This window comes from Roseateles sp. P4_D2 (assembly GCF_056401875.1).
This window is the reverse complement of the sequence record NZ_JBFUIM010000003.1, coordinates 72,850-94,262: the sequence shown is the minus strand read 5'-3', so window position 1 is coordinate 94,262 and position 21,413 is coordinate 72,850. Positions and strand designations below refer to the sequence as shown.

Sequence of the window (21,413 nt, the reverse complement as noted above, 5' to 3'; positions counted from 1 at the left end):
GGCTACGCGCCCAGACTGAGACCGCGACTGCGCAACCAGGCCTCGGCCTCGGCGACGCTGGCGCACCCGTGGAAGTTGGTCAGCGTGGCGGCGCGGGCTGCCATCGGCTGGATGATGAGGGCCTGGAAACTGTCGGGGATGACCGTGGCCGCCGCGGCGAGGTCATGGGCCAGGGCGTCTTCGAAAAAGGCCCAGATGCCATCCAGCGCCTCGGGCGTGGCGCCTTCCCAGGCGGCGGTGTCGCTCAGCAGGCCCCAGGGACGGCCGGCACGCTCACGAGCCAGGCGGCCGCCCTCTTGGCGCAGCCGCGTGGCGGCCACCTCGTTCCAGGTCCCTTCAAGGCGCAGAACCAGCACATCGCCACGCCAATTGAGGCTGAAGCGGCCGTGCTGGCTCCACGCTCTGGTCATGGCGCTTTCATTCGGCCGACGACGTCGCGCACCTCGGCCATCAGTGCCGGCACATCGATCGTGACCGGTTGGCGCTCACGCAGCACCTGGCGGCCGCCGATCCAGACATTGCTGACGTGCTCGCGGCCGGCAACATAGACAAGCTGCGCCGCGGCGTTGTACACGGGCTGGCATTCGACGCTGTCCAGCGACACGGCGACGCAGTCGGCCAGCTTGCCGACCTCCAGCGAACCGAGGTCGTCGGCGCGGCCCATGGCCTTGGCGGCACGGATGGTCGCCATCTCCAAAGCGGTGCGCGCCGTGGCCACGGTCGGGTCGCCAGTGATGCCCTTGGCTAACAGCGCTGCTGAGCGGATCTCACCGAACATGTCGAGACGATTGTTGGACGCTGCGCCGTCGGTGCCAAGCACCGTATTGACGCCAGCGGCTTCCAGGCGTTGGAGCGGCATGACGCCCGAAGCCAGCTTCAGGTTGGAGTTGGGGTTGTGCACCAGGTGCACGCCGTTCTTGGCCATCAGCTCGATCTCGGCGTTATTCAGGTGGACCATGTGGACCGCGATCATGCGTTCGTTCATCAGTCCCAGCTTAGTCAGCCGTTCCAGCGGCCGCACGCCGAACTGTTTCAAACCGTCTTCCACCTCGCCCGCCGTCTCGTGGATGTGGCAATGCATCTGGATGTCCAGCTTCTCGGCCAGGTCGCGCAGCTTGATGAAGGTCTCGTCGGACACCGTGTAGGGCGCGTGCGGCGCACTCGTCCAGTCCAGCAGCTTCTCGCCCTTGTACTGTTCGTAGGCGGCGATGCCCTTGGCGATGTAGTCGTCGGGGCCCGAGGCATAGCCGGTGGGGAAGTCGATGACGTTCATCGACACGGCGGCACGCACGCCCGAGTCCACGGCGGCACGGGCCATCGCGGTCGGGAAGAAGTACATGTCGTTGATGTAGGTCGTGCCGCTGCGCAGGCCTTCGGCGGCCGCGAGCTTGGAGCCCAGATACGTCCACTCCTCGCTGACCCACTTCTTCTCCAGCGGCCAGATGTGGTTCTGCAGCCAGTCCATCAGCGGCACGTCATCGGCCACGCCGCGCAGCAGCGTCATGGCCGAGTGGGCATGGGCGTTGATGAGGCCGGGAATGAGGATCTGCTCGGGCAGCTCGACGCGCTCGGCCTGGGGATACTGGGCCAGCAGCGTCTCGCGCGGGCCGACGGCCGCGATGCGCTCGCCGTCGATCAGCAGCGCGTGGTTTTCCAGCGTGTCTTCGCCGGCCTTCATGGTCAGGATCCAGCGGGGCAGCAGCAGGGTCTGGGGCATCTTGTTCTCCTTGTGGGATTCAGTTTGTTTGCGTGAGGAGTTGCTCGACTTCCGCGCGGCGCGGCATCGCGTCCTGCACGCCGGCGCGGGACACGGCCAGGGCCGCTGCGGCCTGGGCGAAGGCGAGCGCGTTCTCGATGGGCTGGCCCTCGGCCAACGCGGTGATGAGGGCCCCAACGAGGGTATCGCCAGCGCCGACGGTGTCGACGGCCTTCACGACACGGGCGGGCACGCGGCGGACACCTTCCGCGTCGATCCAGCACAGGCCTTCGGCGCCCAGCGACACGAGGACCGCCGCCGGGCCTTTGGCGCGCAAGGCCCGGGCCAGCGTCTCGGGTTCGGCGGCGCCACCGCCCAGCGTCGTGATCAGGGCCTGGGCTTCCAGCGCATTGACGACGAGCAGGTCGACCAGCGGCAACAAAGCCTCACAACCGGCGCGAAAAGGTGCGGCGTTCAGCACGGTCTTCACACCGGCCGCGCGGGCGCGCTCGAAGGCTCGGGCGACGCTCTGCAGCGGTAGCTCCTGCTGGGCGACCAGCCAGCGCAGACCCGCCATGTCCAGGGCTTCGACCTGCTCCAGCGGCAGCGTGCCGTTGGAGCCGGCGACGGTGACGATCTGGTTCTCTGCGTCCTCGGCACCGACGACGATGAGCGCCACGCCGGGCACCTCGTCGGCTGGCTGGGCAATCGCGCGCGTGTCGACGCCTTCCGCGATCAGTTGGGTCACCATGGCCGCGCCGTTCTCCAGCAGGCCCACCCGTGCAGCCAGTGCCACGCGGGCACCTAGGCGCGCCGCGGCCACGGCCTGGTTGGCGCCCTTGCCGCCCAGGCAGGAGCCGAAGCGCTGGCCGCGCAGCGTCTCGCCCGGCAGCGGCAGCCGCGGCGCATGCACGATGAGGTCGCGGTTGACGCTGCCGAGGACGAGGATCTCAGGACGGGTCATCAGGGTTCCCAAAACGAAAGAACCCCTCGGGAAGACCGAGGGGTTCGCATGAGGCGCTAAGTGTCGTTCAGCGATCAGCGCTGGGCGATGGGCTTGACGTCGCGCGGCGTGGCGCCGACGAAGAGCTGGCGCGGGCGGCCGATCTTGTACTCGGGGTCGCCGATCATCTCATTGAGCTGGGCGATCCAGCCGACCGTGCGGGCCAGCGCGAAGATGGCGGTGAACAGCGGCACGGGGATGCCGATGGCGCGCTGCACGATGCCCGAGTAGAAGTCGACGTTCGGATACAGCTTGCGGGCAACGAAGTACTCGTCTTCCAGCGCGATCTTTTCCAGCTTCATGGCCAACTCGAACAGCGGGTCGTTTTCCAGGCCCAGCTCGCTCAGCACTTCGTGGCAGGTCTCGCGCATCAGCTTGGCGCGCGGGTCGTAGTTCTTGTAGACCCGGTGGCCGAAGCCCATCAGCTTGACGCCGGAGTTCTTGTCCTTGACCTTGTTGACGAACTCGCCGATGCGGGCAACGCCGCCCTGCTTCTGGATGTCGCCCAGCATGTTCAGGCAGGCCTCGTTGGCGCCGCCGTGCGCGGGGCCCCACAGGCAGGCCACGCCGGCCGCGATGGCCGCGAACGGGTTGGTGCCCGACGAACCGCACAGGCGCACGGTCGAGGTCGACGCGTTCTGCTCATGGTCGGCATGCAGCGTGAAGATGCGGTCCATGGCGCGCACCAGCACCGGGTTGGGGCTGTAGTCCTCGCAAGGCGTGGCAAACATCATGCGCATGAAGTTGCCGGCGTAGCTGAGGTCGTTCTTCGGGTAGATGTAGGGCTGGCCGACGGTGTACTTGTAGGCCATGGCCACGAGCGTGGGCATCTTGGCGATCAGGCGGATGGCCGAAATCTCGCGGTGCTCGGGGTTATTGATGTCGGTGCTGTCGTGATAGAACGAGGACATCGCACCCACCAGGCCGGTCATGACGGCCATCGGGTGGGCGTCCCGGCGAAAGCCCCGCAGGAAGAACTGCATCTGCTCGTTGACCATGGTGTGGTGCATCACACGGTCTTCGAAATTGGCCTTCTCGGCCGCGTTCGGCAGCTCTCCGTACAGCAGCAGATAGCAGGTCTCAAGGTAGTCGCAGTTCACCGCGAGCTGCTCGATGGGGTAGCCGCGGTAGAGCAGCTCACCCTTGTCGCCGTCGATGTAGGTGATGGTCGAGTTGCACGACGCCGTCGACAGGAAGCCGGGGTCGTAGGTGAACTTGCCGGTCTGCGCGTAGAGCTTGCGGATGTCGATGACATCCGGGCCGATGCTGCCCTTGTACAGGGGCAGGTCCATCGAGGGGCTGCCGTCGGAGAACGACAGGGTGGCTTTCACGTCGGACGGGGTCATGGTGCAGTCCTTTGAGGCTTTGAAAAACTGGTGTCAGGTGCGCAGATCGGCGAGCACGCCTCGCACGGCAATGGTGTCGATTTCACCACTGGGTTCCTTGCGGCGCAGTAACAGATCCAAAAGGTCGTTGTCGGCCAGGTCCATCAGCGCAGTCAGGCCTTCGGCATGGCTGAGGCTGATGCCTTCGGGATGACGGTTGAAGAAGCGCTCGATGAAGATGTCGTTCTCGAGCAGGCCCCGACGGCAGCGCCAGCGCAGCTTGGAGAGTTCCCGTTCACCGATCACTTCAGCCATCGTCAGACCGCGCGGCGGACCATCAATTCCTTGATCTTGCCGATGGCCTTCGTGGGGTTCAGGCCCTTGGGGCAGACGTCCACGCAGTTCATGATGGTGTGGCAGCGGAACAGGCGGTACGGGTCTTCGAGGTTGTCCAGGCGCTCCGCGGTGGCTTCGTCGCGGCTGTCGGCGATGAAGCGGTAGGCCTGCAGCAGGCCGGCCGGGCCGACGAACTTGTCGGGGTTCCACCAGAAGCTCGGGCAGCTCGTCGAGCAGCTCGCGCACAGGATGCACTCGTACAGGCCGTCCAGCTCCTCGCGCTCGACGGGCGACTGCAGCCGCTCCTTGTCGGGCGGGATGTTGTCGTTGACGAGATAGGGCTTGATCGAGTGGTACTGCTTGAAGAACTGCGTCATGTCGACGATGAGGTCGCGCACGACGGGCAGGCCCGGCAGCGGCTTCAACGTGATGGTGCCCGGCAGCGTCAGCATGTTGGTCAGGCAGGCCAGACCGTTCTTGCCGTTGATGTTCATCGCGTCCGAGCCGCAGACGCCTTCGCGGCAGGAGCGGCGGAAGGACAGCGTCGGGTCGACGGCCTTCAGCTTGACCAGCGCGTCGAGCAGCATGCGCTCATGGCCATCCAGCTCGACCTCGAGGGTCTGCATGTAGGGCTTGGCGTCCTTGTCGGGGTCGTAGCGGTAGATCTGGAAGGTGCGCTTCATGATGTCTTGATCCTTGCTCGGCGCGGCGTCAGAAGGTACGGACCTTCGGGGGCACCGACTCAACCGTCAGCGGCGTGAGATTGACAGGCTTGTAGTCCAGGCGGTTGCCTTCGGAGTACCACAGCGTGTGCTTCATCCAGTTCGCGTCGTCGCGGTTCGGGTAGTCGTTGTGCGCGTGGGCACCGCGGCTCTCGGGGCGGGCGGCGGCCGAGATCATCGTGGCCTGGGCGGCTTCGATGAGGTTCTCGACTTCCAGCGCTTCGACACGGGCCGTGTTGAAGACCTTGGACTTGTCCTTCAGGCCGATGCTGCCGACACGCTTGGCGATTTCCTTGATCTTGGCCACACCTTCGTCCATCGACGCCTGGGTGCGGAACACGCCGGCGTGCTGCTGCATGGCGGCGCGGATGTCGTTGGCGACGTCCTGCGAGTACTCGCCATTGGTGGCCGAGTCCAGGCGCGCCAGGCGCGCCAGGGTCTTGTCGGCAGCGTCCTTGGGCAGGTCCTTGTGGGACTTGGTCTTCAGGTTGAAGTCGACGATGTGGTTGCCGGCCGCGCGGCCGAACACAAGCAGGTCCAGCAGCGAGTTGGTACCCAGGCGGTTGGCGCCGTGCACCGACACGCAGGAGCACTCACCGACGGCGTAGAGGCCGTTGATGATGTCGTTGGGCTTGCCGTTCTTGGGGATGACGACCTGGCCATGGACGTTCGTCGGGATGCCACCCATCTGGTAGTGGATGGTCGGCACGACAGGAATCGGTTCCTTGGTGATGTCGACGTTGGCGAAGTTGTGGCCAATCTCCAGCACCGACGGCAGGCGCTTGGCAATCGTCTCGGCGCCCAGGTGGGTCATGTCCAGCAGCACATGGTCCTTGTTGGGACCGCAGCCGCGACCTTCCTTGATCTCCTGGTCCATCGAGCGGGACACGAAGTCGCGCGGCGCCAGGTCCTTCAGCGTCGGGGCATAGCGCTCCATGAAGCGCTCGCCGTTGCTGTTGCGCAGGATCGCGCCTTCACCGCGGCAGCCCTCGGTCAGCAGCACGCCCGCGCCGGCCACGCCGGTGGGGTGGAACTGCCAGAACTCCATGTCTTCCAGCGGGATGCCGGCACGCGCCGCCATGCCCAGGCCGTCACCAGTGTTGATGAAGGCGTTGGTGGAGGCCGCGAAGATGCGGCCGGCGCCGCCGGTGGCCAGCAGCACGGTCTTGGCGTGCAGGATCTGGACCTCGCCCGTCTCCATCTCCAGCGCGGTCACGCCGACGGCATCGCCCTCGGCGTCGCGGATGATGTCCAGCGCCATCCACTCGACGAAGAACTGCGTGCGCGCCTTGACGTTTTGCTGATAGAGCGTGTGCAGCAGCGCGTGGCCGGTGCGGTCGGCCGCGGCGCAGGCGCGCTGCACGGGCTTCTCGCCGTAGTTGGCGGTGTGGCCGCCGAACGGGCGCTGGTAGATGGTGCCGTCGGCATTGCGGTCGAAGGGCATGCCGAAGTGCTCAAGCTCGTAGACGACCTTGGGCGCCTCGCGGCACATGAACTCGATGGCGTCCTGGTCGCCCAGCCAGTCCGAACCCTTGACGGTGTCGAAGAAGTGGTAGTGCCAGTTGTCCTCGGACATGTTGCCCAGGGACGCGCCGATGCCGCCTTGCGCGGCGACGGTGTGCGAGCGGGTCGGGAAGACCTTGGACAGCACGGCCACGTTCAGGCCGGCCAATGCCAGTTGCAGCGAGGCGCGCATGCCGGAGCCACCGGCCCCGACGATCACCACATCAAACTTACGGGTCGCAAGCTGCGCCATCAGAGTCTCCACAGAACCTGGATCGCCCAACCAGCGCAACCCACAAGCCAAACGAGCGTGAACACCTGCAGTGCCAGGCGCACGCCGACAGGCTTCACGTAATCCATCCAGATGTCACGCATGCCGACCCAGGCGTGATAGGCCAGGGACAGGATGGTCACGAAGGTGATGACCTTCATCCACTGCTGGGAAAAGATCCCCGCCCAGCGGTCATAGCCGAGGGCGCCGGGCATCAGCACCTGCACCAGCAGCACGACGGTAAACAGGGCCATCAGCACGGCGGTGACGCGTTGCGCGAGCCAGTCACGCAGGCCGTAATGCGCACCGACGACGATGCGCTTGGAGCCGAAAGTACTCATTGTTGTTGTCCTCGAGGGCTCAGTACAGACCGAACAGCTTGGCGCCCAGCAGCAACGTCAGCAGCGTGCTGAGGACCAGTGTGACCATTGCCGAGTTGTGGCCCTGGGCCTTGCTGACGCTGTGCGTCGCGTCCATCCACAGGTGGCGCACGCCGGCGATGAAATGGAACAGATAGCCCCAGATCAGGCCCAGCGCCACCAGCTTGACGAACCAGCCCGGGATGCCTGCGAAGCCGGCCACGAACACGTTCGTGAAGGTCTCGAAGGAGATTTCCGTGCTCAGGCTGCTGTCCAGCATCCAGACCACGAAGGGCAGCAGCAGGAACATCAGAAAGCCGCTGATGCGATGCAGGATGGAGACGATGCCGGCAGGCGGGAGGCGGTAGCTGACGATCTGTGTGACGTGAATATTGGTATAGACCGGTCTTTTCTTGACACTGTCCGTCATGGTCGAGCCTGCGTAATCAATGTGAAACCGAAAGATTCTAGGGCCTAGATCCCCGTCAACCTTCGCACTTGCTGCACTGCGGCATTGTCAGATTCAGTTCAACTCATTGAGGTAGTGGTCTGCTTCGGTGTGGTAAAGCCCGCGACGCAATTCGACCGGTCGGTCGCCATAGGTGAACGCCACGCGCTCGACACTGAGCAGGGGTGCGCCGTCGGCAACACCCAGCAGTTCGGCGGCCTCGGCGGTGGCCGCCACTGCACGCAGCTTCTCCTCGGCGCGCACCATGTGCACCTGGAAGCGCTCCTCGAACAGCGCGTACAACGTGCCGGGGTAGGCGTTGATGACTTCGCTGCTGAGCCCGCGGAAGTGCCGTTCCGGCAGCCAGAGGTCGTCGAGCACGACAGCGCGGCCGCGCCGCAACAGCAGCCGCCTGACCTCGAGGACGGGCTCGGACGTGCGCAGATGCAGGGGCCGCGCCGTCTCGGCTGTCGCCCGCGCCCGCCGGCAATGCAGCAGCTCGCGCGTGAGGCCGGTGGTGCCATCGTCGGCCACCAGGCGCAGGAAGCGGTAGGCGTCGCGCGGCGCGGTATGCGTCGACACAAAGGTGCCGGCGCCCTGGCGGCGCTCGACGACATGGGCCGCTGCCAGTTCGTCCATCGCCTTTCTGACGGTGCCCGAACTGGCATGGAAGCGCTCGGCCAGCGCGGCCTCGCTGGGCAGGGCGTCGCCCGGCCGCCACTCGCCCGCTGCCAGCGCCGCAACGATCAGCTGGCGGATTTGCTCGTACAGGGGGGCGGGCGGCCTTGGCTTCATTGGGGGCATGCGCGCATTGCAGCACAGGGTATGCCCGTACACTTCCCCGCCTTCAGGCGATGCGCGCGGCGCCGCCTAGACACCAGCTTCATCAACTGTCCCCGGAGATCTCCATGAGCAAGAAACCCGTTCGCGTCGCCGTCACCGGCGCAGCTGGCCAGATTGGCTACGCCCTGCTGTTCCGCATCGCCTCCGGCGAAATGCTGGGCAAGGACCAGCCCGTCATCCTGCAGCTGCTGGAGATTCCCGACGAGAAGGCTCAGAACGCGCTGAAGGGCGTGATCATGGAACTCGAAGACTGCGCCTTCCCGCTGCTGGCCGGCATCGAGGCCCACAGCGACCCGATGACCGCCTTCAAGGACACCGACTACGCCCTGCTCGTCGGCGCCCGCCCGCGCGGCCCCGGCATGGAACGCGCCGACCTGCTGGCCGCGAACGCCCAGATCTTCACGGTGCAGGGCAAGGCCCTGAACGCCGTCGCCTCGCGCAACGTGCGCGTGCTGGTGGTCGGCAACCCCGCCAACACCAATGCCTACATCGCCATGAAGTCGGCCCCGGACCTGCCGGCCAAGAACTTCACCGCCATGCTGCGCCTGGACCACAACCGCGCTGCCTCGCAAATCGCCTCCAAGACCGGCAAGCCGGTCGGCTCGATCGAGAAGCTGGCCGTCTGGGGCAACCACTCGCCCACGATGTACGCCGACTACCGCAACGCCACCATCGACGGCCAGTCGGTCAAGGCGCTGATCAACGACGAAGACTGGAACCGCAACACCTTCCTGCCGACCGTCGGCAAGCGCGGCGCGGCCATCATTGCCGCTCGCGGCCTGTCGTCGGCCGCTTCGGCCGCCAATGCCGCCATCGACCACATGCGCGACTGGGCGCTGGGCACCAACGGCAAGTGGGTGACGATGGGCATCCCCTCGGGCGGCGAATACGGCATCCCCAAGGAAGTCATGTTCGGCTACCCCGTCACCTGCGAAGGCGGCGAGTACAAGATCGTGCAGGGCATCAGCATCGACGAGTTCTCGCAAGAGTGCATCAACAAGACGCTGAAGGAACTGACGGACGAGCAGGACGGCGTCAAGCACCTGCTCTGAGGCGGCATCGACGGCGGGCTCGCCCGTCAGCCAGCTGCGAGACACCCTTGCGAGGGTGTCTTTTTTTTGCTTTCGCTCGCTGCGACAGCCCCGCGCTGCCCAAAAAGCGCGGCCGGGTCAGCCGGATCGATTGACAAAGCGCAAGTCGGCCCCCGGCCCGGGCGCGCAGGATCTGCCCTGCCCCGGATTCACCCAGGAGCCGCCATGAAGATCGTTCTTGCAGTCGACGGCAGCGCGTACACCAAGCGAATGCTCAGCTACCTCGCCGCCCACGACGAACTCGTGGGCAAACACCACGAATTCGTCGCCCTGAATGTGACGGCCCAGGTGCCGCCGCATGCGGCCCGCTTCCTGCCGCACGACACCTTGCAGACGTACTACGCCGACGAAGGCGAGAAGGTGCTCAAGCCGGTGCGCGAGTTCGCTGCCATGCAGGGCTGGAGCCTGCGTGAGCACCACGCGGTCGGCCATCCCGCCGAGGTACTGGCCGAGATCGTCAATGAAGAGGCTCCGGACCTGCTGGTCATGGGCTCGCATGGTCACGGGGCTTTCGCCGGTGCCGTGCTGGGCTCGGTGTCCGCGCGCCTGCTGGCCCATACCAAGGCGCCCGTGCTGCTGGTTCGCTAGCTAGTCGGCGAAGGTGCCGCCGGCGTCCTACTGCCGGTCACGGCCTGACAGCAGCACTGAGCGGCCGCAATGCCGCCCAGCATGCTCAGTGCGAAAGCAACACCGGCACGGGCGAACTGGCCATCAACGTGCGCGTCACGCCGCCGAGCACAGCCTCGCGCAGGCGCGAATGGCCGTAGCCACCGGCGACGATCAGCTGGGCACCCATGTCCGCCGCGTGCGACAACAGCGCTTCGCCCGCCGCCACCTTGATGGGCACATAGCTGACCTTCACCTTCAGCCCATGACGCGCAAGCCAGAGCCCGATGTCGGCGCCCGGCATCTGGCCGTGATTGCGCCCCACGTCTTCAGGCGTCTCGAACACGGCCACCTCGACACTCGCCGCCTGCCTCAGCAGAGGAAGCGCATCACGCATGGCCCGTGCGGCTTCGCGGCTGCCGTCCCACCCGACCAGCACCCGTGACGCGGCCGGCACCTCGCACTCGCCCGCGAACGGCAGCACCAGCAGCGGCCGGCCCGAGCGCAGCAGCATTTCCTGCGCCATCTGCGCCGACTGGCCGTTGCACGCGTCATCGGGATTCAGCTGGGAGACCACGGCCAGGTCGCAGTAGCGCGCTGCAAGCGTCATCACTTCACCTGCATAGCCCATCTCGACGCGGCCTTCATAGGAGGTCACACCCAGGAGCGAGACCCGTTCCTGGAAGAGGCGCGCGCAGTCGAGTGCCCGGCTGCGCAGTTCATTCATCGCCGCCTGCTGATAGGCGGCAAGCCCCCCGCCTCCGGCGCCTTCGGGCGGCAGGGCGTACCACCCGGCCGGCGCAAGGCCGATGAGATGAGCCTCGTACCGCAGGGCCAGCGCCGCGGCAGCGTCCACGCGGCCCTGGACGTTCACTCCACTGTCGAGGTGAACGAGGATGCTCTTGATTCCCATGCTGTTTCTCCATTGACGCCGTGGCGCCGTTGCGTGCGCCAGATGTTTCTCGACGGCGACGGTGGCGTGGTTGACCCCGGTCAATGAAAGCAGGGGTTTCTCGCTGCCGCCGGGTCGGGCTTCCGTTCTTCAGTCGGTGACGCCCTGGAAGCTGAGCCTATTGATCCCGCGCAACGCGGCGCAAGCTCCACCTCGCTAGCCTTGGGTGATGAATACCCATGCGCGACGCGTTCTCCTCATCCTCGGGCACCCTGACGCCACCCGAGGCCACCTCTGCCACGCGCTGGCGGATGCCTATGCCGAGGGCGCGCGGTCAGCGGGCCATGACGTGCGCCTCATGGACGTGGCGACGCTGGATTTCCCGCTGCTTCGCAGCAAAGACGAATGGGACCACGGCGCCCTGCCCGCTTCGCTGCTGCCCGCACAGGAGCACATCCGTTGGGCCAGCCACGTGGTGCTGTTCTTCCCGCTGTGGCTGGGCGACATGCCGGCTTTGCTGAAGGCCTTTCTCGAACAGGTGGCGCGCCCCGGCTTTGCGCTGGGCAAGGCGGGCGATGGGGCGGCCGGCGGCAAGCTGCTCAAGGGCCGTTCCGCGAGGGTGGTCGTGACCATGGGCATGCCGGCACTCGTCTACCGCTGGTATTTCCGTGCCCACAGCCTGAAATCACTGGAACGCAACATCCTGGGCTTCGTCGGCTTCGCTCCGGTTCACGAAACGCTGGTGGGCGGGGTCGAGTCCCTGGGCGAAGCCGGCGTGGCGAAGTGGCTCAAGCGGATGCGCCAGATCGGCGCGAGCGCCGACTGAGCCGCCTTTCGCAGGCCCAGGGGCGCCCGATGCCAACTGCCGCCGGCTTCAGCTTGGCCGCCTTGACGCCGAGGCGCTGCGCAGCCATCCGCTCCATGTGATCCCGGCACCCACTGCCAGCGCCACCGTCACCCAGGCCAGCAAGAGGTCCCCGGGCGCCGGAACGCCAAAATGCAGCAGGCGCCTCGGGCCTGGCACCAGCACGGCGGTCGCAAGCGCCGACGCCGCCACGGCAGCGACTGCCCAGAAGGCCCGGGCGCTGCGACCGGACAAGGCGCGAAGCCCGTTGCCGATTGCCATGTTGGCCGCCACCAGCATCAGGTTTCCGAACGTCAGGCCGACCACCGCCAGCGTGCGGGCCACGTCGGTGTCACGCCCGGCCTGCAACGCCAGCATGTAAACGCCAAGGGTCGCCGCGAGCAGGCAGCTTCCCTGCGCCAAGCCCTGCCACAACATCGACCAGCCCACGATGCCGTCGTCTGTGCGCCGCGGCGGCCGCCGCATCAGCCCCGGCGCTTCGGCGGCACCTTCGAAGGCCAGCGAGCACACCGGATCGATCACCATCTCGGTCAGCACCACATGGACCGGCAGCATCAGCGGCGGCAGCCCGAGCAGCAGGGGCAGCAGCGCCAGTCCGGCCACCGGGACATGGATGGCGGTGATGTAGGTCATGACCTTGCGGAGGTTGTCGAAGATGCGCCGGCCCATGCGAACACCGCCGACGATGCGTCCGAAATCTTCGTCCAGCAGCACCAGGCCGGCGGCCTCGCGCGCGACGTCCGTCCCACGTATCCCCATCGCGATACCGACGTGAGCCGCCTTCAGCGCCGGTGCGTCATTGACGCCGTCGCCCGTCATGGCCACGGTCTCGCCGTTGCGCCGCAGCGCCAGCACCAGCCTGAGCTTGTGCTCCGGCATCACGCGGGCGAAGACGCGCACATGCCGCACGGCCTCGGCGAGCTCGGCCTCTCCGAAACCGGCGATGTCGGCCCCGGTCAGGACGCCCCCACGCACGTCGAGGCCGGCCTGCTCGGCAATGGCCAGTGCCGTGGCCGCATGATCGCCGGTGACCATCACCACCGCGATGCCGGCTTCCCGCGCCTGCGCGACCGCATCCGGCACGCTGTCGCGCAGCGGATCCTCGAAGGCTGCCAGGCCCAGCAACGTGAAGTCGTGGTCATGCTGATGCGCCACCGTTTCACCACGCGGCGGGCACGCCTCGGCCACGGCCAGCACGCGAAGTCCCTGTGCGGCCAGGCGCTTCACACGGGCCAAGAGATCGGCACTGCGTTGCGGGTCGAGGTGGCACAGATCGAACACCGCTTCCGGCGCACCCTTGGCGGCGACGCGAAGCCGGCCGGCTGCGTCCGTCCATTCATGCGACATCGCCAGCAATTCGGGGCTGAGCGGAAACTCGCGCGTCAACGTCCAGTCGGGGTGCAGGTGTGCAGTGCCTGCCAGCAAGGCATCGCCTCGCGCGAACAGCGCACGGTCCATCGGGTCGCTGCCATCACGCCGCGAAGCCAGCATGCCGAACTCGAGCAGCCGATGCGCCGCCTCGGGCAGGTCCTTGCCAGCCTCGATCCCGACCTCCATCTCGTCGGTCACCAGGCGGGACAGCTGCATCCTGTTTTCGGTAAGGGTCCCTGTCTTGTCCACGCACAACACCGTGGCTGCACCCAGCGCCTCGATGACCGCGGGACGACGCGCCAGCACCTTGATGCGAGCCAGCCGCCAGGCGCCCAGCGAAAGGAAGACGGCGAGCGCCATCGGGAACTCTTCGGGCAGCATCGCCATGCCGATGGCGACGGCCGACAGCAGCCCCTGCATCCAGTCGCCGTGCACCAGGCCGTAAACCACCACGATCACTGCGCAAATGGCGGCGGCAGCCAGGCCAAAGACACGCACCAGTCGGCGCAGATGCTGCTCCAGGGGCGTTGGTGCCGTTTCAATGGCGGCCAGCGATGCGCCGATGCGACCGACCTGCGTGCCTGCGCCGGTGGCCACCGACTCGATGACGGCGTGGCCCGTGATGGCCAGGGTGCTCGCGTACACGAAAGCACTGGCATTGCGCTCGGGCGACGCCATGGCCAGGCCGTCTTGCACCTGCCACACCCGTTTGTCCACCGGCACCGATTCCCCGGTCAGCAGCGACTCGTCGACCTGCAGCCCGACCGCCTCGCGAACGATACCGTCGGCCGCGACCCGCTCGCCCTCCCCGACCAGGAAGATGTCGCCAGGCACCAGCTCACGCGCCGGGATGCGTGCCATGCGCCCGTCACGCACGACGCGCACCTGCGGTGCAGACAGCGTGCGCAAGGCAGCCAGCGCATGCTCGCTGCGCCGCTCCTGCATGACGACGAGGCCCACCGTGACAACAGCGAAGAAAGCCAGGAGCAGGCCCTCGCCCAGATCACCCAGCAGCAGGTAGATGGCCGCAGCAGCCAGCAGCAGCAGGAACATGGGCTCGCTGAACACACCGCGAAGCGTGCGTGCCAGGCCCCGCTTTTGCGTGTCGCCCACCTCGTTGGGGCCATGGAGCGACAAGCGCTGGCGGGCCTGCGCGTCGCTCAGTCCTCGAGGCAGCGTGGGCGTGGACTGGGTTGCCTGTGGCGGTGACGCGGGGATGCCTGCGCCGGTCGGCGCCTCGCTCTCAGCGTGCAAGGCGGCCACCATCGAAGGCTGGAAGACCGATCCCCGAGGTGCAGCCCGTCATCAGAGCGACATTTTCTTGAAGCATGGCATTCCCCTGCCGCGAAGGACCTGAAAGCGGCCCCTCAGTCGGGCGCCCGCGGCCGCGAAGGGCGGCCCGCGCCCTGCACACCGTCGGCCCGGGCCGACAGATAGGCGTAGAGGTCGATGATGTGGGCCGTCACGGTGGGGTCGCCCTGCCAGGCAGGCATCACCAGCGCCGCTTCCCGGCCCTGCAGAACCTTTTCAACCAGGGCGCTCTGCGAGGCGCCTTGCGGGTCGGACTCCGCCGCCGCGAGGATCCAGTCATAGCGCCTGAGCACCAGGCTCACGAACTGGTGCGAGCCCATCTCGCGGAGTCTGGGCAGCAGGTCGGGGCCGGCCGCCGTACCGGTCGCCGCCGGGCCGTGGCAGGTCGCGCACTTCTGCTGGAACACCCGCCAGCCGATATAGACCTCGCCTTCCGGCAAGGCGCGGCGCGCCAGCTCCCGGGCGGGTTTGGCGTTTTGCACCTCTACGGCGCAACCGGCGGCCAGTGCGGCCGCGGCGAGTGACGCGAGGGCCAGACGGTACCGCCCCACGCCGTTCGCATTCATGACAGATGCTCCCGGACCGCCTGGCAGCCTGCGCACAGCCGCACGGACGGCAGGGCCGTGAGGCGCGCCACGGGAATAGCCTCGCCGCAGTTGGCGCAGTCGCCATAGCTTCCCGCGGCCAGGCGACCCAGCGCGTCGTCAACGTCCTGCAGCTCCCGCAAGTCCCGGGCGGCCTGGAAGTCCTCGGTCTGCTGGCGCTGCATGAGTTCAGCGTCGTCCTTGAGATCCCGCACCTCCTGGGACTGCGTCTGCACCGCTTGACGTGCCAGCTGCGCCGCATGAACCTCGGCTCGCAGCTCGGTCTGGCGGTACAGCAGCAGTTGGCGCAGCATGGGCAGGTGCGCTTGAGTCTGAGTTTCCATCTTGGGCAATCCTTGGTCGGCGAAGAGCCATGCTAGGCAGCCCACCGGCAAATGGATTGCGCTGGATCAAGCCGGACGACTGAAGCCCCGACCTGGCCGCTGCATCGATCGCCGCACGTTGCGGATTGACTGGGATCAACGCCTGCGCTGCACTGGCCGAATAGATTGACTCGTCGTCAGGGCTGCGAGGCAGCCGCCAATCGAGGGACACGCATGCCAATGAATTCAGCCTCGCAAGGCCGGCCGGGCGGCGCCAAAGGCAGCGGGCATGACGCCTGATCTCGCCGGCCGCTTCTTCGTCGCCCTCCTCATCGGCATCCTGGTCGGCATCGAACGGGAGAAGAAACGGCCGGCCGCGCCTTCCCACACGATCGGCGGCATCCGCACCCATGCCCTGCTGGCCTTGTCCGGCGCGGCGTCGGCCTGGCTCGGGCAGCAGTTGCAGCTTCAGTGGCTCTTCGTGGCAGTGCTCGTGTGCGCGAGCGCAATGGCAATTGCCAGCCACGCGCTGTGGCGCCGGGATGGCAAGGATGCACCTCCCAGCATGACCAGCGAGATCGCCGCCTTGCTCGTCGTGCTTCTGGGCGGCATGGCGGCGACCGGCAATCAGGCGCTGGCCGTGGCCCTGGCCGTGGCGTTGTCGGCAGTCCTCGCCTTCAAGCAGCCCCTGCACGCCCTGGTGGAGCGGGTCGGCCTCGATGACATCCTTGCAGGCATCAAGCTGCTGATTGCGTCGGTCATCGTGCTGCCCCTCGTGCCGAATGAGACGGTGGACCCCTGGCACGCACTGAACCCCTACCAGCTGTGGCTGCTGGTGGTGCTGATCTCCGCACTCTCCCTGGCCGGCTACATCGGCATGCGCTGGCTGGGGCCGGCGCGAGGCGCTGCCATCACCGGCCTTGCCGGAGGCCTGGTCTCTTCGACGGCCACCACGCTGAATTTCGCACGTGACAGCCGGAAGGCCGAAAGCTCCGCCAACGCCAGCGCGGCGGCCGCCGGCATCCTGTGTGCCTGGTTCGTCATGTTCCTGCGCGTGACGACGATCATCGCCATCCTCAATCGGCAGCTGCTGGGCGCCTTGTGGCCCCCGCTGTCGGCCATGGCCCTGGCCACTGGCGCGCTGGCATTGCGGCACTATCTCGCCGGAGCGGCCGCCGCAACCAGCTCCGCCCAGGCAGCCACACCTCTGAAGAACCCATTCAGCCTGGGCGCGGCGATCCGGTTCGGCATCCTGTTCGCCGTCGTCCTCGTCGTGACGAAGCTGGCCCAGCAGCAATTCCCGAGCGGCGGCCTGCTTGCGATCTCGGCGCTCGCTGGCGCGGCAGACGTTGACGCGATCGTGCTTTCGCTCAGCGGCCAGAAGGACGGCTCGCTGACGACGGCCGGGACCGCGTGGGCGCTGCTGGCGGCCCTGCTTGCCAACACGGTGGTGAAGATCGCGATGGTGCTGCTTGTCGCGCGCGGCACGGTGCGCCGGGAGATGGCCATCGCGAGTGTGGCGATCTGCCTGGTGGGTGGCACCTCGGCCTGGGTTTGGCTCTGAACCGAAACTGGGCCACGCCCGCCACGGCGTCAGCGCGTGGCCGGCAGCCGGAAGGTCGACACCGTCTCCACCAGCTGCTGGGCCTGCACCTTGAGGCCGTCGGCCGCGGCGGCCATTTGCTCCACCATCGCGGCGTTCTGCTGCGTGGCCTGGTCCATCTGCGTGACGGCCGCGCCAACCTGGCTCACGCCCGAACTCTGCTCGGCACTGGACGAGCTGATCTCGCCCATGATGTCGGTCACACGCTGGATGCTGCTGACCACCCTGTCCATCGTCGCGCCCGCCTGATCGACCAGCGTGTTGCCGCGGTCGACGCGCTCCAGGCTCTGCGAGATCAGCGTCTTGATCTCCCGGGCGGCTTCCGCGCTGCGGCCGGCCAGCAGCCGCACCTCGCCGGCGACGACTGCGAAGCCGCGGCCCTGCTCGCCGGCGCGTGCCGCTTCCACGGCGGCGTTCAGCGCCAGGATGTTGGTCTGGAAGGCGATGCCGTCGATGACGGAGATGATGTCGCCGATGCGGCGCGAGCTGTCGTTGATGCCCTTCATCGTGTCGACAACTTGCTTGACGACCTGGCCGCCTTCTGCAGCGACATGCGAAGCGTTCTGCGCCAGCTGGTTGGCCTGCTGGGCGTTGTCGACGTTGTTGCGCACGGTGGCGCCGAGTTCGTCCATGGAGGCCGCCGTCTGCTGCAGCGCGCTGGCCTGGCTCTCGGTGCGGGCGCTCAGGTCCTGGTTGCCAGAGGCGATCTCAGAGCTCGCATTGGCCACCGACTCCGAGCCGTCACGCACCTGCTGCACGATGCTTGCCATGCTGTCGCGCATGGCTTTCACGCCCTGCATGACGCTCTCATGGCTGCTGCCCTGCAGGTCGATGTCAACGCTGAGGTCGCCTTCGGCCAGTTGGCGCGTGATCTCATTGACGCGCGCGGGCTCGCCACCCAACTGGCGCGTGATGCTGCGCGTGATAGCCAGGCCCAGCACCAGCAGCACGCCGGCCAGCACCCCCACCCCCAGGCCCACCTTCCAGACGCGCTGCCAGATGGCCGCGTCGACCGTGTCCACATAGACGCCCGAGCCGATGATCCAGCTCCAGGGCGTGAAGCCCTTGACGTAGGACACCTTGGGCACCGGCTGCTCGCTGCCCGGCTTGGGCCACATGTAGGGCAGGAAGCCTGCGCCACTGGCCTTGACGATGTCGACCATCGCGACGAAGAGCGGTTTGCCGGTCGGGTCCTTGCTGTTGTTCAGCGTCTTGCCCTCCAGCTCCGGCTTCATGGGATGCATGACCATGATCGGGCTCATGTCGTTGACCCAGAAATACTCGTTGCCGCTGTAGCGCAGTCCCCGCAGGGCGGCGAGGGCCGCCTTCTTGGCGTCCTCGTCGGACAGCTTGCCTGTCGCAACCTGGGCGTGGAAATGCGAGACGACGCCATGCGCCGCCTCGACCGCCTGGCGCACCGCCTGCTGGCGCTCGTTCAGGATCAATTCCCGCTCCGAGAACAGCAGGATGGCCGCAACCAGCAGCACGCCAAGAACAGCGCCGAAGGTCTGCAGGGCCAAGCGGCGGGAAACTCTGAGCGACTCGAGCTTGAGCATGGCTTTGTCTCCGGAGATCGTTGTGCGCAGATGCTGTCACGCCTGGGTCAGATATGACAGTGCGTAAGCACCCTCTTGTTCCCGCAAACGTCGCGATTTCGCGACCGGCGTCACATCTGGCGCCGCCGCCGGCCTGGGTACAGTGGCGCGATGAGCGCACTCCTGCACCCCCGCCAGGCCCTGTTCGGCCACGAAGCCGCTCGGCCCTCGCTGCCGGTCGTCGACCACTACTGCGGCGTCGAGGCCCGCATGCGCAAGAGCCTGGCCCTGCAGGCCGAACTCGGCCCCGTCTTCGACATCACGCTGGACGCCGAGGACGGCGCCCCGGTCGGCGGCGAGGCCGAGCATGCGCTGCTGATCGCCGAACTGGCAACGAGCTCGGCCAACCGCTTCGGCCGCGTCGGCGCCCGCGTGCACCCTTTCTGCCACGCCGCCTTCGAAGCCGACGTCGACACCTTGATCGCCAAGGCCGGCGACAGGCTGGCCTATCTGATGATCCCCAAACCAGAGAGCGCCGAGGACGTCGAGCGCGCTGTGGCCGCCATCGATGCCGCCTGCGAGCGCCACGCCCAGCCCAGGCTACCGCTGCAGGTGCTGATCGAAACGCACGGCGCGCTGCGCGAGGTCTTTCGCATCGCCGCCCATCCGCGCATCGAGTCGCTGTCCTTCGGGCTGATGGACTTTGTCTCGGCCCATGGCGGCGCCATCCCCAAGACGGCGATGGAGCTGCCCGGCCAGTTCGAGCATCCGCTGGTCGTGCGCGCCAAGCTCGAGATTGCCGCCGCGGCCCATGCCTTTGGCAAGACGCCTTCGCACTGCGTGGTCACCGAGTTCCGCGATGCCGAACGGCTCGCGGCGGCCGCGCGGCGCGCCGCGCGCGAGTTCGGCTACACGCGCATGTGGAGCATCCATCCCGACCAGATCCGTCCCATCGTCGAGGCGTTCGCGCCGGCCGCCGACGAAGTGGCCGAAGCGGCCGAGCTGCTGCTTGCCGCACGAGCCGCGCAATGGGCTCCCATCTCTTTCCACGACCGCCTGCACGACCGCGCCAGCTACCGCTACTTCTGGACTGTGCTGGAGCGCGCCGAGCGCACCGGGCGCGCCTTGCCCGACGCAGCGCGATCGGCGTTTTTCCCCGTAGCCATCGGGGTAATCGCCGAGTGAGGCACGAACCGGCGTGCAGTCCGTCACGCGGACAATGCCTACATCTTTTCACCGCTGCGCGGCCGCATTGCAGCCATGATTCGCCAGCTTTTTCCACCCTCCTTTCCCACCCCGATTCCAGATGCCGATGACTTCGCTCCGTGCCAGTGCCGCCGCCCTGATCCTCTGCGCCGCCTTGCCCGCCCTGGCCCAGACCGCTCCGGCCAAGCCCGTCGCAAAAACCAAGGCCGCGGCCAAGCCCGCGCCCGCCAAGAAGGCACCGCCGCCGCCGCCCGAGCCTGTGCTGGTCGATGCCGATGAGGCCCAGCTTGCCGCTGCGGAGCGCGCCTACCTGGGCGACTACGCCTGCGAGTTCAAGGAGACCGTGCAGATCGAGAAGCATCCCAAGGTGGCCGGCTACATCAACGTGGCCTGGAAGAAGCAGGTCTTCACGATGAAGCCCGTGCTGTCGTCAACCGGCGCCCTGCGCCTGGAAGACGTGACCGGCCGCACGCTGATGATCCAGATCGCCAACAAGTCCATGCTGCTGGACACCAAGATCGGCCAGCGCCTCATCGACGACTGCGTCCACCCCGAGCAGATCAAGCTGATCGAAGCCGCCAAGGCTGCCAAGATCAACGACCCCGAGGCCGAAGCCGCCGAGGCAGCACGCAGCGGCCTGGGCATCACGCCCACGGCGGCCGAAACACCCGCAGCGCCCCCGGTGGCTGCGAAACCGGCCAAGCCAGCCAAGGCCAAGTGAGTCATTGCTGTTGAAACCCGTGGCTTGGGTATGTAGAATGAATACATACTTTTCGATGCATACCTGAGCCACCGCCTCCGCGGCGCTCAGCCGCTGGAGGCGCCATGGAAGCCACCGTTGCCGAACGCGGGCAGATCACCCTGCCCAAAGCCGTCCGAGATGCCCTCGGTCTGACCAAGGGCACGACGCTCAAGGTCGAGCTTGATGGCGGGCGCATCATCCTGCGCAAGAACGTCGACGACGCGCTGGCCAAGCTGCGCGGGCGCTTCAAACTGCCTGAAGGCGTCACCACCGACGACGTCATGCGCGAGCTGCGTGGCCGCGCCCCCGGCGACCCGGTCGAGCCGTGATCGCCATCGATTCCTCCGTTCTCATCGACCTGCTGGGCGGTGACGTGGGCGCCGAATCCGCTGAAGACTGTCTTCGCCAGGCGCTGGCGCGCGGGCCGGTCGTCGCCTGCGACGTCGTGCTCAGCGAAGTCGTCTCCGGCCTCGGCTTTGGCGCCGAGCTGCTGGATGCGCTGGAAGGCGTCGGCATCGTCTACTCTCCCATCGAATCCCGCGCGGCCGTTCGTGCCGGCGAAATGCAGCGCCGCTACAAGGAGCGCCGCAAGGCCTCCGGCCAGGCACCCACCGGTCCGCGCACCGTTCCCGACTTCCTGATCGGCGCCCACGCCCTGCTGCAATGCCAGGCACTGATCAGCCGCGATCAAGGTTTCTTCCGCGACTACTTCAAGGGTCTCAAGGTCATCGTGCCTGGAGCCGCCTGATTCCTTTTCCATCCCCGTTCCGCCAGGAGT

General features: G+C 67.2%; 23 protein-coding genes. 8 read left to right on the top strand and 15 right to left on the bottom strand.

What is annotated here, in order from left to right:
* Positions 1–2: 2 nt before the first annotated feature.
* The 10 genes from AC1DW0_RS06300 to AC1DW0_RS06255 all read right to left on the bottom strand — a co-directional run bounded on the left by AC1DW0_RS06300 (position 3) and on the right by AC1DW0_RS06255 (position 8,458).
* Positions 3–410, bottom strand: a complete 408-nt coding sequence (locus AC1DW0_RS06300; protein WP_457355097.1) for a hypothetical protein — start codon at positions 408–410, stop codon at positions 3–5.
* Positions 407–1,717, bottom strand: a complete 1,311-nt coding sequence (locus AC1DW0_RS06295) for a TRZ/ATZ family hydrolase (RefSeq protein WP_457355099.1) — start codon at positions 1,715–1,717, stop codon at positions 407–409. The genes AC1DW0_RS06300 and AC1DW0_RS06295 overlap by 4 nt, the downstream gene beginning before the upstream one ends.
* 19 nt (positions 1,718–1,736) lie before the next feature.
* Positions 1,737–2,660 (bottom strand): ribokinase, encoded by a 924-nt coding sequence (locus AC1DW0_RS06290; protein ID WP_457355101.1) that lies wholly within the window; start codon positions 2,658–2,660, stop codon positions 1,737–1,739.
* Positions 2,661–2,734: 74 nt separating this feature from the next.
* A complete protein-coding gene (gene gltA / locus AC1DW0_RS06285; protein ID WP_056196400.1) occupies positions 2,735–4,045 on the bottom strand; it encodes a citrate synthase in 1,311 nt (436 codons plus the stop codon).
* A 33-nt stretch (positions 4,046–4,078) separates the two neighbouring features.
* Positions 4,079–4,339 (bottom strand): FAD assembly factor SdhE, encoded by a 261-nt coding sequence (locus AC1DW0_RS06280; protein ID WP_056196396.1) that lies wholly within the window; start codon positions 4,337–4,339, stop codon positions 4,079–4,081.
* Between the two features lie 2 nt (positions 4,340–4,341).
* Positions 4,342–5,043, bottom strand: a complete 702-nt coding sequence (locus tag AC1DW0_RS06275; protein ID WP_457325955.1) for a succinate dehydrogenase iron-sulfur subunit — start codon at positions 5,041–5,043, stop codon at positions 4,342–4,344.
* Between the two features lie 28 nt (positions 5,044–5,071).
* Positions 5,072–6,838: a succinate dehydrogenase flavoprotein subunit gene (sdhA, locus tag AC1DW0_RS06270; protein ID WP_477945178.1), complete on the bottom strand. Its 1,767-nt coding sequence runs from the start codon at positions 6,836–6,838 to the stop codon at positions 5,072–5,074.
* Positions 6,838–7,197: a succinate dehydrogenase, hydrophobic membrane anchor protein gene (gene sdhD, locus AC1DW0_RS06265; protein WP_477945177.1), complete on the bottom strand. Its 360-nt coding sequence runs from the start codon at positions 7,195–7,197 to the stop codon at positions 6,838–6,840. Before sdhD ends, sdhA begins: the two co-directional genes overlap by 1 nt.
* A gap of 19 nt (positions 7,198–7,216) precedes the next feature.
* The gene (sdhC, locus tag AC1DW0_RS06260; RefSeq protein ID WP_056196387.1) at positions 7,217–7,645 is read right to left on the bottom strand and encodes a succinate dehydrogenase, cytochrome b556 subunit; all 429 of its coding nucleotides are present in this window, start codon (positions 7,643–7,645) and stop codon (positions 7,217–7,219) included.
* Between the two features lie 93 nt (positions 7,646–7,738).
* Positions 7,739–8,458, bottom strand: coding sequence for a GntR family transcriptional regulator (locus AC1DW0_RS06255; protein WP_477945176.1), 720 nt, complete (start codon positions 8,456–8,458; stop codon positions 7,739–7,741).
* Positions 8,459–8,571: 113 nt separating this feature from the next.
* On the opposite strand from AC1DW0_RS06255, the gene AC1DW0_RS06250 reads away from it, so the two are divergent.
* Together AC1DW0_RS06250 and AC1DW0_RS06245 are read left to right on the top strand one after the other, a co-directional pair.
* The gene (locus AC1DW0_RS06250) at positions 8,572–9,558 is read left to right on the top strand and encodes a malate dehydrogenase (RefSeq protein WP_056196384.1); all 987 of its coding nucleotides are present in this window, start codon (positions 8,572–8,574) and stop codon (positions 9,556–9,558) included.
* Between the two features lie 204 nt (positions 9,559–9,762).
* Entirely contained in the window at positions 9,763–10,185 is a 423-nt protein-coding gene (locus tag AC1DW0_RS06245) for a universal stress protein (protein ID WP_056196381.1), read from the top strand.
* A gap of 85 nt (positions 10,186–10,270) precedes the next feature.
* Here AC1DW0_RS06245 and AC1DW0_RS06240 read toward each other — a convergent pair whose 3' ends face one another.
* Positions 10,271–11,200 (bottom strand): universal stress protein, encoded by a 930-nt coding sequence (locus tag AC1DW0_RS06240; RefSeq protein WP_477945175.1) that lies wholly within the window; start codon positions 11,198–11,200, stop codon positions 10,271–10,273.
* Between the two features lie 124 nt (positions 11,201–11,324).
* Here AC1DW0_RS06240 and AC1DW0_RS06235 point away from each other — a divergent pair, with 124 nt between their 5' ends.
* Positions 11,325–11,921, top strand: a complete 597-nt coding sequence (locus AC1DW0_RS06235; RefSeq protein ID WP_056196377.1) for an NAD(P)H-dependent oxidoreductase — start codon at positions 11,325–11,327, stop codon at positions 11,919–11,921.
* Positions 11,922–11,969: 48 nt separating this feature from the next.
* On the opposite strand, the gene AC1DW0_RS06230 is transcribed toward AC1DW0_RS06235, so the two are convergent.
* From AC1DW0_RS06230 to AC1DW0_RS06220, 3 genes are all read right to left on the bottom strand, one after another.
* Entirely contained in the window at positions 11,970–14,597 is a 2,628-nt protein-coding gene (locus AC1DW0_RS06230; RefSeq protein WP_457392346.1) for a cation-translocating P-type ATPase, read from the bottom strand.
* A 101-nt stretch (positions 14,598–14,698) separates the two neighbouring features.
* The gene (locus AC1DW0_RS06225; protein WP_457324725.1) at positions 14,699–15,208 is read right to left on the bottom strand and encodes a c-type cytochrome; all 510 of its coding nucleotides are present in this window, start codon (positions 15,206–15,208) and stop codon (positions 14,699–14,701) included.
* The gene (locus AC1DW0_RS06220; RefSeq protein WP_082532599.1) at positions 15,205–15,570 is read right to left on the bottom strand and encodes a TraR/DksA family transcriptional regulator; all 366 of its coding nucleotides are present in this window, start codon (positions 15,568–15,570) and stop codon (positions 15,205–15,207) included. Before AC1DW0_RS06220 ends, AC1DW0_RS06225 begins: the two co-directional genes overlap by 4 nt.
* Positions 15,571–15,838: 268 nt before the next feature.
* On the opposite strand from AC1DW0_RS06220, the gene AC1DW0_RS06215 reads away from it, so the two are divergent.
* A complete protein-coding gene (locus AC1DW0_RS06215; protein WP_457355111.1) occupies positions 15,839–17,113 on the top strand; it encodes an MgtC/SapB family protein in 1,275 nt (424 codons plus the stop codon).
* A gap of 29 nt (positions 17,114–17,142) precedes the next feature.
* Here AC1DW0_RS06215 and AC1DW0_RS06210 read toward each other — a convergent pair whose 3' ends face one another.
* Positions 17,143–18,708 carry a methyl-accepting chemotaxis protein gene (locus tag AC1DW0_RS06210; RefSeq protein WP_457355113.1) on the bottom strand — a complete coding sequence of 522 codons (1,566 nt, stop codon included), beginning with the start codon at positions 18,706–18,708 and terminating at the stop codon, positions 17,143–17,145.
* A 150-nt stretch (positions 18,709–18,858) separates the two neighbouring features.
* On the opposite strand from AC1DW0_RS06210, the gene AC1DW0_RS06205 reads away from it, so the two are divergent.
* The 4 genes from AC1DW0_RS06205 (at position 18,859) to AC1DW0_RS06190 (ending at position 21,383) form a co-directional block, all read left to right on the top strand.
* Positions 18,859–19,872 carry an HpcH/HpaI aldolase/citrate lyase family protein gene (locus AC1DW0_RS06205; RefSeq protein ID WP_477945174.1) on the top strand — a complete coding sequence of 338 codons (1,014 nt, stop codon included), beginning with the start codon at positions 18,859–18,861 and terminating at the stop codon, positions 19,870–19,872.
* 127 nt (positions 19,873–19,999) lie between these two features.
* Entirely contained in the window at positions 20,000–20,614 is a 615-nt protein-coding gene (locus AC1DW0_RS06200) for a hypothetical protein (protein ID WP_157281448.1), read from the top strand.
* A 104-nt stretch (positions 20,615–20,718) separates the two neighbouring features.
* Positions 20,719–20,964 (top strand): AbrB/MazE/SpoVT family DNA-binding domain-containing protein, encoded by a 246-nt coding sequence (locus AC1DW0_RS06195; protein WP_056196361.1) that lies wholly within the window; start codon positions 20,719–20,721, stop codon positions 20,962–20,964.
* Complete coding sequence (locus AC1DW0_RS06190) at positions 20,961–21,383, top strand: type II toxin-antitoxin system VapC family toxin (protein WP_056196358.1); 423 nt, start codon at positions 20,961–20,963, stop codon at positions 21,381–21,383. The genes AC1DW0_RS06195 and AC1DW0_RS06190 overlap by 4 nt, the downstream gene beginning before the upstream one ends.
* Positions 21,384–21,413 lie beyond the last annotated feature (30 nt).